This is a genomic window from Chlamydiifrater volucris (assembly GCF_902806995.1).
GTDB lineage: Bacteria > Chlamydiota > Chlamydiia > Chlamydiales > Chlamydiaceae > Chlamydiifrater > Chlamydiifrater volucris.
In genome coordinates this window covers 286,555-302,955 of sequence record NZ_LR777654.1, presented here as the reverse complement: position 1 = coordinate 302,955, position 16,401 = coordinate 286,555, and the positions used below count along the sequence as shown (strand labels likewise).

13 protein-coding genes and 1 other RNA gene are annotated in these 16,401 nt (G+C 40.8%); 8 read left to right on the top strand and 6 right to left on the bottom strand.

Annotation, left to right across the window (positions count from 1 at the left end):
• Nucleotides 1–113: 113 nt before the first annotated feature.
• Nucleotides 114–461, bottom strand: coding sequence for a type B 50S ribosomal protein L31 (locus KJA62_RS01285; RefSeq protein WP_213318242.1), 348 nt, complete (start codon nt 459–461; stop codon nt 114–116).
• 65 nt (nt 462–526) lie between these two features.
• Between KJA62_RS01285 and KJA62_RS01280 the strand changes: the two genes are divergently transcribed.
• On the top strand, nt 527–1,219 hold the full coding sequence (locus KJA62_RS01280; RefSeq protein WP_213318241.1) for a hypothetical protein: 693 nt from the start codon (nt 527–529) through the stop codon (nt 1,217–1,219).
• 133 nt (nt 1,220–1,352) lie between these two features.
• Entirely contained in the window at nt 1,353–3,272 is a 1,920-nt protein-coding gene (gene lepB / locus KJA62_RS01275) for a signal peptidase I (protein ID WP_213318240.1), read from the top strand.
• 14 nt (nt 3,273–3,286) lie between these two features.
• Here lepB and ileS read toward each other — a convergent pair whose 3' ends face one another.
• A complete protein-coding gene (gene ileS / locus KJA62_RS01270; RefSeq protein ID WP_213318239.1) occupies nt 3,287–6,406 on the bottom strand; it encodes an isoleucine--tRNA ligase in 3,120 nt (1,039 codons plus the stop codon).
• Nucleotides 6,407–6,723: 317 nt separating this feature from the next.
• Here ileS and ssrA point away from each other — a divergent pair.
• The 4 genes from ssrA (at nt 6,724) to KJA62_RS01250 (ending at nt 8,942) form a co-directional block, all read left to right on the top strand.
• Nucleotides 6,724–7,149: a transfer-messenger RNA gene (gene ssrA, locus KJA62_RS01265) on the top strand.
• 45 nt (nt 7,150–7,194) lie between these two features.
• A complete protein-coding gene (locus tag KJA62_RS01260) occupies nt 7,195–7,674 on the top strand; it encodes a hypothetical protein (RefSeq protein ID WP_213318238.1) in 480 nt (159 codons plus the stop codon).
• Nucleotides 7,675–7,822: 148 nt separating this feature from the next.
• Nucleotides 7,823–8,293: a hypothetical protein gene (locus KJA62_RS01255; protein ID WP_213318237.1), complete on the top strand. Its 471-nt coding sequence runs from the start codon at nt 7,823–7,825 to the stop codon at nt 8,291–8,293.
• A 391-nt stretch (nt 8,294–8,684) separates the two neighbouring features.
• Nucleotides 8,685–8,942: a hypothetical protein gene (locus KJA62_RS01250; RefSeq protein WP_213318236.1), complete on the top strand. Its 258-nt coding sequence runs from the start codon at nt 8,685–8,687 to the stop codon at nt 8,940–8,942.
• 18 nt (nt 8,943–8,960) lie between these two features.
• Here KJA62_RS01250 and KJA62_RS01245 read toward each other — a convergent pair whose 3' ends face one another.
• Nucleotides 8,961–10,265 (bottom strand): PhoH family protein, encoded by a 1,305-nt coding sequence (locus KJA62_RS01245; RefSeq protein WP_213318235.1) that lies wholly within the window; start codon nt 10,263–10,265, stop codon nt 8,961–8,963.
• 225 nt (nt 10,266–10,490) lie between these two features.
• On the opposite strand from KJA62_RS01245, the gene KJA62_RS01240 reads away from it, so the two are divergent.
• Nucleotides 10,491–11,219: a hypothetical protein gene (locus KJA62_RS01240; RefSeq protein ID WP_213318234.1), complete on the top strand. Its 729-nt coding sequence runs from the start codon at nt 10,491–10,493 to the stop codon at nt 11,217–11,219.
• A gap of 169 nt (nt 11,220–11,388) precedes the next feature.
• Nucleotides 11,389–12,606 (top strand): SH3 domain-containing protein, encoded by a 1,218-nt coding sequence (locus KJA62_RS01235; RefSeq protein ID WP_213318233.1) that lies wholly within the window; start codon nt 11,389–11,391, stop codon nt 12,604–12,606.
• Between the two features lie 6 nt (nt 12,607–12,612).
• On the opposite strand, the gene KJA62_RS01230 is transcribed toward KJA62_RS01235, so the two are convergent.
• The 3 genes from KJA62_RS01230 to KJA62_RS01220 form a co-directional block, all read right to left on the bottom strand.
• On the bottom strand, nt 12,613–13,704 hold the full coding sequence (locus KJA62_RS01230; RefSeq protein ID WP_213318232.1) for an exo-alpha-sialidase: 1,092 nt from the start codon (nt 13,702–13,704) through the stop codon (nt 12,613–12,615).
• Nucleotides 13,705–13,804: 100 nt separating this feature from the next.
• A complete protein-coding gene (gene cydB, locus KJA62_RS01225) occupies nt 13,805–14,866 on the bottom strand; it encodes a cytochrome d ubiquinol oxidase subunit II (RefSeq protein WP_213318231.1) in 1,062 nt (353 codons plus the stop codon).
• A gap of 35 nt (nt 14,867–14,901) precedes the next feature.
• Complete coding sequence (locus KJA62_RS01220; RefSeq protein ID WP_213318230.1) at nt 14,902–16,221, bottom strand: cytochrome ubiquinol oxidase subunit I; 1,320 nt, start codon at nt 16,219–16,221, stop codon at nt 14,902–14,904.
• Nucleotides 16,222–16,401: the final 180 nt, after the last annotated feature.

Sequence of the window (16,401 nt, the reverse complement as noted above, 5' to 3'; positions counted from 1 at the left end):
AACCAAACAGTCCTTTCTAGAAAAAATTTAAATTATCACTAAAGTCAAAAAAAAACTCATTCCAAGAATACCTGGAACGAGTTTCTGCAAAGACTAAAACTAATAGAAAAACATTACTTCTTCTTTTTTGCAGCCGTCTTTTTAGCTGCGGAAGAAGTCTTTTTCTTCTCCACTACAGCTGGTTTTTCTGCCTCACTAGCCACTACCGGGGGCTTTACAGCCTCTTTCCCATACCGCTTCATAAACTTCTCAACCCGACCCTCACTATCAATAAACTGCTTACTACCAGTGAAGAACGGATGCGATGAAGAAGAAACGCTGACATAACAGACGGGATACTCCTTCCCCTCAAAAACTTCCGTTTTATCTGAAGAAAAGGTAGAACCACAAACAAACTTATAGCCAGTCGAAGAATCTACAAACAACACTTGACGATACTCAGGATGAGTGTTCTTTTTCATATTGACAACTCCCAAAACGACACCTTATAAGACAAGGTCAAAGGAAGATTCTACTGAATCATTCAGTGAAAAAGCAAGAAAAAATGTCGGAGAAATTGCAAGTGATAAATGGCATAAAAATAAAATTCTTGGCACTACTTTTTGTTTCTCTTTCCCTCCTTGAGGCTGCCGCGGACCCCGTCCCTTTCCTCCTTAAGGAGCAACTACTATCTGGAGCCTCTGGAGACTATATTGTATTAGCAAAAGGTAGAAGCTTTAGCTGCTTGTCCCTCCAAAAAATTTCTCCAAAAAAAGTCTTTGTAGAAGAAATATTCTTTCCTCACCTACCCAAAACATTGAATCCAAAACTGTTAACATCTGCTAACAAAGAGTCGTTAACAAAGCAGTTCCCAAACACCAGAACCCTTTTGACTCTGTCTGAAGACAACCTTTCCGCAGTGGAAGGCGAAGGCGCTGAGATTAATATGATCTGCTTTTTGAATACTTTACTTGGATTAACGTTCTCTCCCATTTCTGACCATAGTACCTCTGAAGAAAATTCTTTCCTACCCTTGACCATCGAAGGAGAACAAGATCCTAAAGTACCTGTGACTATTTTTGAATCTCTTTGGCCGGAAGATCATTCCCTACTGAGCGGAAAAAAAATTTTAATCTATCTCACGGACCCAAAAATCTCTCCATTTCCAACCAGAATTGTCATAGATTCTCCCAGAGGGCGCATAACCATCAGATGTGTGAGTCTAGGAAAAAGAAACTAACTCTCTGCCCTTGGCTCTGTTCTTAAGAAACTTGAATTAAAAAAAATTTACCTTTACCCTCCCTCCGGACGTAGTCTTCGCCAGGTTGTGCGTTAGTAAAATTAAGAAACCAACACCGTACCCACCTTTTTGCATGAAAAAAACTTTTTCTTTGAATAAAAGTCGACGGATCCTTCACTCATGTTACAAGCTTCTGAAGCAAAAACGATTGCGAAAGCTTCCTGAAAAGAGAACCCTTCTGGAGGGGACTTTGCGTTGCTTGGAAGATGCTATTTTTCGCAAGGATTCAGAACAAGCTTCTCATTGCGCACAACAAGTGCTTTCGATAGCAGCAGAAATCCCCCCTCATTCCCTTTTCATGAGAATTTTTGACCTTGCTAAGAATCTGTTCTTGGCCGTTAGCCTCGCTCTAGTTATTCGTCAATTTTGGTTCGAGCTTTACGAAGTTCCTACAGGATCCATGAGACCTACGATAAGAGAACAGGACCAAATGTTGGTTTCTAAAACTACCTTTGGATTGCATGTTCCATTTGTAAAAAAACCTCTAGCCTTTAGGGAGTCTTCTTTAACAAGAGGCAGTTTAGTAATATTTACTGTCTCTGGAATGAATGTTCCAGATTCCGATACTAAGTATTTCGGGCTTATCCCAGGAAAGAAACGTTATGTCAAACGCTGTATTGGAAAACCTGGCGATTATGTGTACTTCTATGGCGGCAGGATATACGTGGTGGATAAAAACCTTAATCCAGTCTCCGACTTATTCTCCGATGAACTTTTGGAAAAGCATTCCATATCTTCGATTTACCACTGCCCATTTCTTTCTTTTGGAGGTGCAACGGAAGTAGAGAAACGTTCGCCCAGAGACCTAGTGGTCTATTATAAACAAATGAGCCAAAAGCTGGGAAAGATAGATTTTTCCAATAACAAGAGCCAAGGTTTTTTCTTCGATAAGGGCTGGAAAAAAGATCGGCCAGACTTACTTCGTTACCCCAGAAGCCAACCCGTTAGTTATGCCGATTTGTTTGGCATAGGAAATTATGGAATGGTTCGAATTCTTACGCAAAGTCAAGTTCTGGAGCACTATCCGGAGTATAAATTAGCATCCCCCCGTCCTGTGGCATATTTGGAAATATACCATACACCAAATACTAGCTACCCCTCCCCCTGGATATACTCCACAGCAACTTTCCCTTTGCTCCCTACTATCCACCCCTTCAGCACTATTCTTCCTCTTAGAAAAGAGCATCTCCATTTAATAAAAAATAACTTAACGACATCTCGCTTTATTGTCTCTTCTGAGAAGGCGTTTCGGTATAGCAGTCGTTATGAGAGCGTTACTAATCCTACCTTTGCCATCGATCTTCCTGGTATACCCGACGGATGCTATGAGTACGAAAAAGGGCAGGCATACAAAATTAACTGGGGAGGAATCAGAAAACGCCTCCCCAGCTCACACCCTCTTATGGATTTGAACCATAAGAAAGTTATCCAGTTATTTAATTTTGGGATTGTTTTCAGTTCCTTCTATTCCCCAGAAAACAGATCCTTACACCAACTACCATATAGGTACGCTTTCTACAATAAGGGCAATCTCTACCTCATGGATGCTCCTGTATTTCTCAAAAATGATCCTTCTTTAATAAAATTTGTTGAGGAGGAAAAAGAAAAAGCTTCTGTATCCTCAGAGGAGCATCCTTATGTACCTTTCATAGATCATGGACAACCACCTTCTTTCAAAACAGATAAAGAAGCTTTTGTTCAATTCATTACAAATTTCGGCATTAGGGTTCCAGAAAATCACGTGATGGTTTTAGGTGATAATTACCCCATTAGTGCAGATAGCCGAGAATTTGGATTTGTCCCCATAGATAATTTGTTAGGATCACCCGTCTGGAAGTTTTGGCCTTTTGGAGAAAGTTTCGGCAAGCTACCGCAACCTCCAATTCCCAAATCTCCTAGTTTTCTGATTGTAAACGGAACGGCGGCAATCGTTGCTATTTGGCTAAGCGTGTCCGTTAGGTACAGGAAGCATCGTCGCCTATTTAAACAATAGCGAAATGCATCCGCTTAAACTTTTTGAATCTCTATCCATGTGTCGTACCCGTTGATATCGTAAATTTCGGAGTTTTCGAAAGACCCAAAAACATAACCCGTGGTTAGAGTTTCGTTACAGATATAGTCCCGGAAAGCTTCGAAGGCAGAAGAAACTTCAGGGGGAGCTTTGATAGATAATTTTATTCTGTCTGTTACATCAAGGCCCAAATTTTTTCTAGCAGTATTTATTTTGTTAACGAGCTCCCTAGCCGTACCCTCAAAAATCAGCTCTTGGGTTAAACGAGTATCCAAAACTAAAGTGAAATTGTCAGAACTTTGTGCAACATACCCTGGCAGAGCATGTCTTTGAATAATGACATCTTCTGACGACAGAGCAATATTCCCTCCATCAGGTAAAAGACAAATAAGCTCTCCACCTTTTTCCAAAGCCTCTATATCTTCTGAAGAAACAGCGCTCAAAAACTCTTTCACGAAATGTATTGCCGATCCCACCTTTTTACCCAACTCCCGATAATTAGGCTTCGCTGAGACCTGCACAAACTCCGGCAGTTTGTCATAAAAAACGACTTCCTTGAGGTTAAGTTCCTCCAGAATTAGTTGTCTGCATTCAAGAAGATCCGCCATTTTTGCCTTGTCTCCAACAATATGAAGAACAGGAAGCGGCTGTCTTACTTTTAGTTTGTGTTGCTTTCTGATAGAATGTCCTATGCTAACTACCTCTCGAATATCATTCATTAAAATATCCAGTCGGGCGTCCACTGCAGAGAAGTCCACTTCAGGGTAATCACAAAGATGTACAGATTCGGGCATAGAACTTTTTCTAAGCTGCAAATAGATATCTTCTGCAGCAAATGGTGTGAAAGGAGCTAAAAGCTTAGAAAAATTTAAGAGCACATTATACAACGTGTGAAAGGCCGCCCTACGGTCTGCGGTATCTTCTGATTCCCAAAACCGCCTTCTCGATCTTCGAATATACCAATTTGTCAACGAGTCTATAAAATCAACCAGTGGATGGACGGCCGAGTTAAGGTCGTAGGAATCTAATCCTTCCCTAACTTTATCTACAAGCCCCTGGAAAGCCGATTTAAGCCACAAATCCGTTTGTTGCAAAGACATTTCTTTAGAAAAATCCATCGATTCAAAATCGTAGATCCTTGCATACGTTTGGAAAAATGATAGAGAACTCCTCAAAGGAATGAGAATTTGTTTGAGGACTCCCTCAACCCCTTTTTCAGAAAATTTCAAATCTTCTCCTTTTACGACAACACTGCTAAGCAGGTACAGACGGAGGGCATCTGCTCCATATTTATTCAAAATACTCTTAGGACTTGGATAATTACTAAGTCTTTTAGACATTTTGTTTCCATCCTCAGCAAGAACCAGTCCATTAACTATAGCATTCTTGAAAGCTGGAGTGTCAAACAAAGCCGTAGATATGACAGTTAGCGTGTAAAACCAGCCTCTTGTTTGATCCAACCCTTCAGCGATAAAGTCTGCGGGAAAAGCCCTTTTTGTATCCTCAGCATTTTCAAAAGGGTAATGGTTTTGTGCATAGGGCATAGCCCCAGAATCAAACCAACAATCAAAAACCTCTGGAATCCTACGGTAAACTTTCCCATCGGTTATAATTTCTACAGAATCGACAAAATGCCTATGCAAATCTTCTAAAAGCACCCCTGAAAGGCGTCGCAATTTGTCAACAGAATCTACGACAATAATATCACCTTCAGAGTTCCTCCAAATTGGGATAGGAGTCCCCCAATAGCGGTTCCGGCTAATAGCCCAATCCCTCGCCCCCTCAAGCCATTTACCAAAGCGGCCATTCTTGATATGCTCAGGGACCCAAAGTATTTCATCGTTAGAAGAGAGCAGCTCGCGCTTAATCTTCTCTACAGCAATAAACCAAGATCTTACTTCCTTGTAAATCAAAGGCTCGTCAGTACGCCAACAAAACGGGTACCTATGCTTAATGGTCCCCCTATAGAACAACTTGTCCTGATCCCGAAGATCTTTTAAGGTCCTTTTGGATACTTCCTTAAAACCCAGTTTGTGATAATCAGGCACTTCATCGGTGAACAAACCAAAATCATCTATAGGACAAACGGAGGGAACTCCCCTCTCCTTGCAAAGAAAATGGTCAGCTTCCCCAAAAGCAGGGGCCAAATGAACAATTCCGGTCCCATCTGTTTCTTCAACAAAGTCGCCTAAAAGAATACGGAAAGCTCCTTCTGACCTTTTTTGTTCAAAAACCGAAAAAGGCGGCTCATAAGCTAACCCTTCTAGGGATTTTCCTGGAATCTTTTCTAGAATATCTATGTCAGACCTGTCTTTAAACCAACGCTCCAGGCACCCTTGCCCCAGAATAAATTCCTCGCCATTTTCCCTTCGCCGAATCTTCAAATAGGTAATATTCTCCCCAACCGCAACTCCCATATTTGAAACCAGTGTCCAAGGGGTCGTAGTCCAAACCAAAAGATTAGTCCTACAATCCTTCAAAGGAAACTTTACAACTACTGAAGGGTCTTCTACGTCTTTGTAATTTTGCCCAGCTTCAAAGTTGGATAAAGGTGTGCCCAATTTTGTGGAAAATGGGACAACTTTAGTACCTTCATAAACAAGACCTCTTTCGTACAACTGACCAAACACCCACCAAACACTTTCCATGAACGAGCTGTCCATAGTTTTCCAGGTTTTGGAAAAATCTACCCATCTTCCTATGCGTTCTGTGAAACTTCTCCACTCATCAACATATTTTAAAACTATCTTTCGACATTCCTCATTAAAATCTGCTATCCCGAACTTCTCAATCGAATCCGAAGAATCGAACCTGAATTTTTTTTCTACTTCGTACTCAACAGGGACCCCATGACAATCCCATCCAAACCTTCTGGGGACAAAAAAACCTTTCATCGAAGCATATCTACCTACGACATCTTTGATAGTCCCTGTTAACAGATGCCCATAATGAGGCAACCCGGTTGCAAAAGGTGGCCCGTCATAAAAAGAAAATAAAGGACAATTTTGACGCTGTTGCAAGCTCTTTGAAAATATCTCTTCCTTTTCCCAAAAAACCAAAATTTCTAATTCTCTTTCAGGAATAGAAACTTCTCTTCTATCAGACTTCTCAGACATCAGGACTTCTTACTGTACACAAGTATAAAGCGTTCAAGATCAGTTTATACGAAGCAACCAGGCCATCTCCTCCAGACTAGACTCAAAAGAACCTTGAGAAACCGTCAAAAACGGATTCCGAGAAGCCCCCAGATTGCTGCAAGGGCGAAACATACCACGTAAAGAAATAAAGAACAACTTAGATAAAAAATTAAATTTCTATTACTTATCAATAAATCTTAATAAAACCCTCGAGTAACATTCGAAAAAGTCTAGTTTTTTTCTTTTTACGTATTTTTATTTACGTTTTTGACATCATTCGGATAGAATATCCGTCTGGGGGTGTAAAGGTTTCGACTTGGAAATGAAGCGTTAACTGCATGCGGAGGGCGTTGGCTGGCCTCCTAAAAAGCCGACAAAACAATAAGTGCCGAACCTAAGGCCGAATGCGAAATTATTAGCTTTGCTGACTTAGCTCAAGGGCAAATGGCTGCTTAGTTGATAACGTAGTGTTGTTGTCGTGTAGCGAAAGCTAGCGACCCGGCGCCCAACGATTCCGCCAGAGATCGTTGGGACGCCGTCATCCATCTGGCAAGGAAGCTTCACTGGTACTCCTTTGGTCGCTTTCCGAGATAAAAAGGAGTCGCCTGTTCTTTTTAGCTGTCTGAGACTCAGAGGGCGGGCGTTACTTGTTCTTAGACTAAGCATGTAGATGTTACCGGGGAGTTTACTAAGGACGAGAGTTCGATTCTCTCCACCTCCAAACAGAGGAACAGTAGAAACTTGATTAGGGTGTGTTCTAGGTCTCTATGAGCTTGCTTGTAGAAATTAGCCAGTCGGAACTGCCGCCAGGCGCACTGGGAATTGATCCGAGTGTCGCAAGCTGTAACGGTAGATATTTCAAGTCTGTAGAAGGCATTGATCCCAAGGGATACTGGACTTTTATGCCGGGATGGTTCTTCCTGCTGCAGCTAATTCCTCTAGTGGGTATCGGGGCGGGTATCGTAGCCGTTGCTGCGGCTAATAAAAACAAGCAGCTCATTATTAACTCAACCTCTCTGAAAACATTCGAAAGCTCTTCCAGAACAGAAATCCGGTTAACTCAGGTCTTTGGCGTACTTGCTATCCTAGGACTTGCCTTACCAATCTCTCTTCTAACTCTTGTACTCCTCCTCCTATCTACTCTCTTCTCCGCCGCGCTATTCACTATGCGAACGACAGTGACCACGATCTCTGCCTCATTAAGATCTAGTTTCAATATAGAGTCGGGCAATAGTATCCAAGTGTGATAAAAATGAAAAAACTCTCTAGAACTTCTTTAAGCTTGGGTTATAAACAGTTCCTTGTGCCCCGAATCAGGCAGTAGTGTGTAGACGAAAGTTTTTCAGTTTCCAAATTAAATAGCTCTTACTAATCCCATGTTATTTAGGTGATTTTATGGATATGTATGTTGATATCGGGTATGTAGAACCAGGGTATAGCATGTATTTAGTTCCCCCAGGGGCAAAAGTTGTCGACAACAAAGTTCGTTTGCTTATAAAGGATCTCGACCCCAGGGGATTTCTCGCTTTTGTTCCCACAAGCCTGTTTATACTACAATTAATTCCTGTGGTAGGGATCGTAGCAGGAACAATAACTTTTCGAGCCGCCTGTAGAAACGAACGAGCCATACGGGATGCGACAGGCTTGCCTGGTCTCGACACCAACTCTTTGTTCGCAATCCGCTGTGCTCAAGCATGGGGAATTTTCTCCATCTTAGGTTTATCATTACCTATTTTTGCTATCGTCTTGGCTATAGCCCTTGTGATTGCGACTATACTTCTTTTGACAATAGGTTCGGCGTTTTTAGTGAGCAAAATTGTTCAAATGAAAAATAGTCATAAAACCTTTCTACCAACTGAAGGGTAAAGAACGTTAAGTGCTATGACATACTTTCTGTAACTGTATGCATTTCGCCTTGCTCATATAGGCTTTACCATTAGCCTCTTCCGATTGGCTTCTCCCCTGTTTATAATAAAATAGAGAAGCTCTTTGTTTCCTACTTCTTGGAGGAGGACTTCAAGCAAACGAGGGGGTATGACAACAGAGATACTTGTTAGAATCGGACCACCTGATTTCCCTAAGACTCGCGTGATAAGAAGTACGTCGTGGAAGTCAGAAGCTATCATGCAACCCATCAATACATAGTGTTGGAAAAAAGGGCTTATGGACAGAATGTCTGTACTCCACTTCTTGTTGCAGCTGATCCTTGTCATAGGATATGGTAACGAGAACCCATGCTTTCTACGCCGCTTGTAGAATGAAGAGGCTGTGCTTAGAGAATCTGGGACAGACGAAATTATGGATGAGCGCGTACTGTTTCGGATCCGCGCAACTAAAACAACTAGGCATTCTTTGCGTTTTAGGAATTTCTCTTCCTGTCGTTCTTTCTCTACTGGCTCTGGCTCCAGTTATCGTGGTTATACTCTCCATCGTGCTAGCAACTAAAAAATTAGATGCTAAAGTTAGGAGTTATATTGCAAAAAGACAAAGCCTACTAAAATCCGGTCCTAGATAAATGAAGGACGAAGTCGCTCTACAACATTTTTGCTGCTGCTGCTGCAAGCTCCGAACGTTCTGTTCTAGCCATGAACATATGGCCATAGAGGGCGAGATTGCGAAACTTTCCTACCAAGTAAGTTAGCCCGTTGGAATTTTCGTCAAAGTAAGGGCTGTCTATTTGTGTGGGATCCCCTGTGAGAATGATTTTTGTACCTTGACCTGCTCGAGACACAATGGTCTTAATTTCATGAGGAGTCAAATTTTGCGCTTCATCGATAATCATGAACACCTTAGGCAAAGACCGCCCTCTGATGTATGTTAAAGCTTCCATTTCAATTTTCTTAGCGGATATTAACGAAGGCAAGGTCTCTCCAAAATCTTCCATTCCATTAAGATGACACAGAAACTCCATATTGTCATATATTGGTTGCATCCAGTGTGCTAATTTATCTTCCTTAATACCCGGTAAGAAACCGATATCCTTACCCATGGGGACAATGGGTCGGCTTATAAGAAGCTTGTTATATATTCCTTTGTCAAAAACCTTATGCATAGCAGCAGCCAATGCCAGCAAGGTTTTTCCTGATCCGGCTTGACCAATAAGAGTTACTAATTTCACTTCATCTCTGAGCAATAAATCTAAAGCACATTTTTGTTCTACGTTGAGTGGCTTTATCCCCCAAACAGAATCTGGAAGAGCCTTCAAGGAAACTAATTTACTTACAGAAACATCATAGCGAGCTAAAACAGAAGATCTTTCTCCTTCCTGAAGTAAAAAATATTCATTAGGAGATGGATCTAAATCAACAGGAATATCAACTTCTCCATCCTTGTATATAACTTGGACAACTCCTGCGTCTACGTCAATACGCCGAAATCCTCTATATAAAGACCTAAAAGCAAAACGTTGATTTTCATAGTCTCTAGATTCTATGCCCATGCTTTCAGCACGGACTCGCCTTCCAAGACTCTTTGTTACGTAAACAAATTCTTCCCCCTTATCAACCAACATTTGCAATACATCCAGAACTAAAAGCTTAGAAGTTTTGACTGTTTCGTGCTGAGGAAGGACTGCTACGCTCAGAAAGGTTCCATTGTCTAGACACACCCCTTCCGAACAATTTTTGGAAGAATTTTCTAAAAGATGTCTAATATTTAACAACGCCCTAGAGGCATTCTTTGCCGATTCATCTCGAAATTTTCCTACAGATTCTAGCTCTTCCAAAACTGTAAAAGGAAGTATAACCTTACATCCTTCGAACGAAGAAATAGCTTCTGGATCATAGATTAAAACACTGGTGTCTAAGACAAAAACTTTCTTTAATCGATTTTTCGACATCAAACAAAAGCTTACAAGGTGCAATCTCAAATAAATTCAAACTTTTTCGTATCTCTTCCTGTATTATTATTTCAAGCAATTATTGATATATCCCAAGTCTTTTCCGAGGGAAACAACTAGCACTCTCAACTTTGGAGCGCTAGTTGTTTTGCAAAAATTACCGTAATTTTATACAATCTGGTTTTCGAATAGACTTCTGGTGCTTTTGTTTTCAAGGGAGGACACATGAGAGTGAAGGTTAACGAGCATATTATCTGTATCCCTCCTTATATTTCAGCAAAATGGAACCAAATTGCTTTTATCGAAGCCAAGGACAGTAATGAGAGCTTGGCAACTTTGCATTTACACTTAACAGATGGCACTGTTGTCGAAATTCCCAATCTAGACAAGTCTGTCGTTGACGTCGTTTTTAATGAGCACCTGCGCTTTTTAGAAAACTCTCAAGCCAGGAAGGAAGTAGAGAAAAAAGAAGACGAGAAAGTTTTTCCTCTTCTTTCTCTGATTCAGCAAATAACAAAAAGTACGGATGTACAAATTTTGTCTGCGAAGTCTCTGCTTCCTCTGCCTGGAACCTATCCTTTAGAGATGATCCTACAACACATTCCAGAACACAAAGATCACTCTGATGCTCCAACGGACGTTCTGGAAAAAATGGCTGATCTTACGAAGAATTTAGCTAGTAATATCCCCGGCACCTTACCAACTCCAGAACCCCATTGTAATTGTTTACATTGCCAAGTCGGACGCTTTATAGAGGAAGAGAATGACTCAACAGTCTCTGAGTCAGATCTTTCTTTCCGGTCTTGGGATATAGTTCAGAACGGCGAAAATATGTACGTAGTTACCAACCCCTTAAATCCCAAAGAGCAGTTTAGCGTATATTTGGGGACGCCCATAGGTTGCACATGTGGACAAACAGCATGTGAACATATTGAGGCTGTTTTGTACACGTGAAGTGTAAAGAAAATACTCTTCTTCTTAATTAAACTCGCATCGTCATTGACTTTTTCAAAATCGTCGATATAATCCTCACTCGTGACGAGTTGCTGCTTCTTTTGCTGCCCCGTCTAATTTAAGCAACGCCTATTTACTGGCAAATGAGACGAATGAATAAGGAGAAGGCATGCGTCAATTACCCGTTCTACTGTTGATCTTGGGATCCCAGCTACTGTTGCAGCAGTCTTTCGCCTCTTCGTCCAACAAAAACCTCGAAGTCAAAGAGATTTCATCTAAAGAATTCTCGCCTTTCACAGGAGAGGTTAAAGGCTCGAAGGTTAGACTGCGGCAGGCACCTAATACTGATAGTACCGTCATCAAAGAGTTATCGAAGGGCGAGAAGCTGTTAGTTATTGGAACTCATTCTGAGTACTACGTCGTAAAGTCTCCTGCTTCCGTAACCGGATACGTCTTCAAAACATTCGTTCTCGACGGTGTGGTAGAAGGAGAACAAGTTAACGTTCGGCTTGAGCCTTCTACTTCAGCTCCCGTCGTTACCCGTTTATCGAAAGGTACGGAGATCAATACTGTAGCCAATTCCTCCCAGGGCAAATGGCTGGAAATTGCTTTGCCTGAACACTGTGTATTTTATGTAGCCAAGAGTTATATTAACAATATTGGTGCTCCAGAAGTCTATGAAACCTTAGAACATAACAGAAAAATAGCATTTGATCTTTTGGAATCCGCTTCTTCATTTGCCTTCAGGGAGTTAGAGAAACCTCTAAAAGCTGTTGACTTGGAAGCTATATATAGCAAAGTTAATCTTGTTCAAACAGAGGAGTTCTCTGATGTCCCTGAATTACAAAAAAAGATTCAAGAAGTTTTGGAAAAAATACAGGATCGTTACCTCGAAAAAACTTCTTCCGAAGAAAGCGTCGTCTGCTCCAAGACTCCTTCATCCAAAGCTCCGCTTTCCTACCTCCCTAAACCACTAGAGAACTACATGGGAAAATCCCTTCTCTCCCAGCATATTCGCAAGCAAACTACAATAAAGTGTTCCCCTCAAACGAAAGGGCGGGTAACTATGGAGAATTCCCTGTTTTCTGTATGGGCCAATATGCAAGACTCAAAGACAGTTACCTTGGAAGACTTTTATAAGTCAGAGTTGTCTAAGGCTTCGACTCTAAGAGGAACCATAGAGCAATATACCCACGTAGTCCGAAATAATCCTGGGGATTATTTGCTAAAAGACCAAGAAAATACCTTAGCCTTTTTGTATACAACAAGGTTCAATATGGAGGCATGGGTCGGAAAGAAAGTGGTCGTACAGGTCGTTTCTAGGCCTAACAATCATTTTGCCTTCCCAGCTTACTTCGTTATGTCGATTAGAGAAGACAAACCTTAATCCTTTTTAATCAAAAAGCTCGCTAGAAAAAACGGCGTCGCCAGCGATTAGTGTTTGTGCAGATATTTTTTTGTACTTAATCTGCTTGGTCTTTTTGATCCTAACTGTATACACTATATGCATGTATCCATCTTTGTCTAAGCAAGCACAAGGATGTTCTGAGTATCCACTTTCTATTTGCTTCACGCCGTTCCATTCTGTTTCTAAACTAGAAATGGAAAAACAAGATAGATTCTGGGGACCGATGAGGGAGTCATTGGCAAAAATAAACAGAGTCTCCATTCCATAAACAGCCGTTACGGCAGTGTCTGGATTTGGCCATGGATAAGCTTCTATTTCTGACCAACTTTTGCCATCATCAAAGGAACGAGAAAACAAAATACTAGCCCCAGTATCGTAGGAGGAACCCGCATGATTACGGCAAATCAATAGCAAGCTGCCGTCACTGAGAGCTACTAAAGCAGGTTCTTTAGGCTGTTTATCGAAGGCCGTTGAATAGATAATGCCTCTTTTGGACTTCCATTTTCGTAGTTTGATATCTACTACCTCCAACCAAATTGCAGAGGAACTAGTTAACTTTTTAGAGTAGGGATAGCAGCTGTATACGGGTAAATACAAAACTCCTAAGGATCTCTTTACTAATGGAGCATTTCTAGTAACACCTAAGATACCTGGAGGTAAGATCTTTTCATCACTCCATAATCTTCCCCCTGTAGATGACATTTTAGCGCAAGAATATGCCAACTCTCCCTTACATTTTTCATAAAACAAAATAATCTCCTTAGGAGAAATTTTAGCTAATACAGGATTGCTATATGAAGTTCCATCATCTTCCTGAGGAATATTAACTTCCCTCCACGCTCCCCCGGAATACTCTTTTGAAGACAATTTCTTCCCGAAAGAACTATCTTCTTCCCACACGACCAACAACCTTCCCCCTAAATCTAGAAGGCTAGCTCGATCGCTATTTGAACACGGAGAGGATAAAATACACTCTTCATACTCTCTAGTATCTTCGTTTAAAAACTCATTCCCTTTAACTTCACAAAAAAAGAATGTTACTAATACAAAGAAAAACGCAGAGCACCTAAGAAGCATAAAACCCTCTATGAAAATCAACAAAAGATTTTACACTCAAGGGGCTTTAAGTAGAACACCAAACGAATCTATATAAATAGTTTCTGTCTACAATCCATAATTAATATATGGATTTGAAATCTGTCTTCCCTCGAAATACACGGTATACATAAACAGCATATGCAATAACAAAAGGCAGCCCCAACAGTACAATAAGCAAAAGAACTTTAAGAGTTTTCGCTTCTACTGCACTGTTATAAATGTTGAGAGAAAAATCTGAAGACACTGTGGAACGCAACAAATTAGGAAAAAGCATAACACCGCTGGAAATAACTAAGCTAATGAGATTAACAGTCGAAAAAAGAAAAGCTTTGCAATACCTAGTTTGTTTCACCTTTTTAACAGAAGATATTACAGACAAACAACTAATTAAAGCACAACCGATCATAACTGGGTAACCAGAACCGGAGAGGATATCCCTCAACTTTAGGGTGGTAACTACAACCGCTGTCAACAAAAGTGCTAAGAATACAGAGACAAGCCGGGAAAATCTCTGAGCAATGCGGTTCTCTAGATCCCCATCAACCTTAATCAACGAGAAACAAGCTCCATGAACCGAATAAGCAAAAACTACGAGCAAGCCACACAACACCGCATAAGGTCTAAAAAAGAGAGCCCAAGAGACCTGAGCGTAAGAGATATCTAGGGCTATAGGAAGTCCCATTAGCAGATTCCCTAACAAGGCTCCTAAGAAAAAAGCTATTAGGGTCCCTGAAATAGAAAAAGATACGTCCCAAAATAACTTCCATCTTTTTGACTCACTTTTGCTACGAAATTCTAAGGATACACCTCTAAGGATTAACATCGTGACGAAACTCCAAATAGGCATGTAAAATATCGATAGCAAAAGAGCATAAGCGCTGGGAAAGCCAGCAAACATTCCCGCCACTACAATAATCAACCACACCTCATTTCCGTCCCAAACAGGTCCTATGGAGTTTAGTAATCTCCTTCTGTCCTCTTCAGTTTTTGATAGGAAATAAATAGAGCTGATTCCTAAATCAAAACCCTCTCCCAGGGAGTAAGCAAAAACGGCAACTCCTAATATCACATACCAAAGGACAGGCAGAATGCCTTCGGCAGAAAATAAAGGGGAAAAAACAGAAGAAAAAATGCTTTGCATCCGATTACCTCTAAAAACTACGCATCCATACTGGCTTATTCCTGATCTGGACCTTCTGAAATCTTTTTCAGAAGCAAGGTCACAAATAAGCTAAATAGCAAGACAAAAACAACGCCAAAAAGAACCAAAGACTGAACAACTTGGCCCCGATTAATTACCAAAGAAGTTGCATCCTTTACCCGCATTAATCCCTGAACAATCCAAGGCTGTCTGCCTATTTCTGCCGCAGCCCAACCTACCTCATTACAAACCGCCGGTATTAATACCGAAAAAGATAAAAGCCTAAGACAAAAATTAGAATTAGCCCATCGCTTCCCCCTGTATGCAAACACACCAATAATGGCTAAAAGAGCCATCACTCCCCAAAGGGCAATCATCAAATGGTATAGTTGAAATACCAATTGAACATTTGGGATGTCTTCTTTATTAAAAGCATCTAGTCCTGTCACTGGAGTATTGATGTTACGATGCACTAAAAAGGACAACGCTCCTGGAATAGCCAACCCATGCACTTTCTCGTTCTCAACATCAACATATCCAAATAACCACAAGGGAGTTCTTTCTTTTGTTTTAAACACCCCCTCAAAAGCAGCTAATTTCGCTGGCTGATTCACAGCTACGTGCCTTGCAGTAGTATCTGCCGACCACAGTTGTAATACTAAAACAACAACAGCTGCCAACGAACTTACCTTTAGACCCTTTACTGCAAATTCTAAAAACCTCCTCTTCCATAGGTAATAAGCCGAAACACTGACAACAAGAAAACATCCAGACAACCATGCTCCTAGAGTAGCGTGAATGAACCTATCCAAGAAAGAAGGAGAAAAAACTGCCTTCCAAAACGATTCTATTACAGGCACCTCCTGCCCATTAATGACAGCCATTTTATATCCGGAAGGCGTCTGCATCCACGAATTAGCTGCTATAATCCAAAAGGCACTCATATGAGCCCCGAGAGCAACCATGCATGTTGAGAAAAAGTACATCTTCTCAGAGACTTTTCCTCGACCAAAAACCAGAACTCCTAAGAATCCTGATTCCAAAAAGAAGGCAAAAACTCCTTCACTACCAAGAAGGGTACCAAAAATGTTGCCCACATATGAGGAAAATCTAGCCCAATTCGATCCAAAAGAAAAAATTTGCATCAACCCAGTGACTACGCCAACAACAAACAGCAGTGAAAAAATCTTCACCCAAAAGTGAGAAAGCTTTCGATATGTCTCCGATCTAGTCTTCAGGTAGAGACCTTGTATGATAACCAACATACCCCCTAGTCCTAAACTCAAAGGAACAAAGAGGTAATGAAATCCTACAAATAAGCCAAATTGAATCCTAGACAAGAGCAAAGTATCCATAGACCAACATCTATCTGAGAGATTAAAAACCTTACCATACACTAAATCAAGTCTTACTCACAAGTCCACAAGAAGAATACTTTTTCTTTTTTTAATTACAAAACACATCTATTCTTGTTCTATAAACAAGAAAAGTTTGGATCACAATTACCAAAGCTAATCAAGCCAATTATCTCTTTT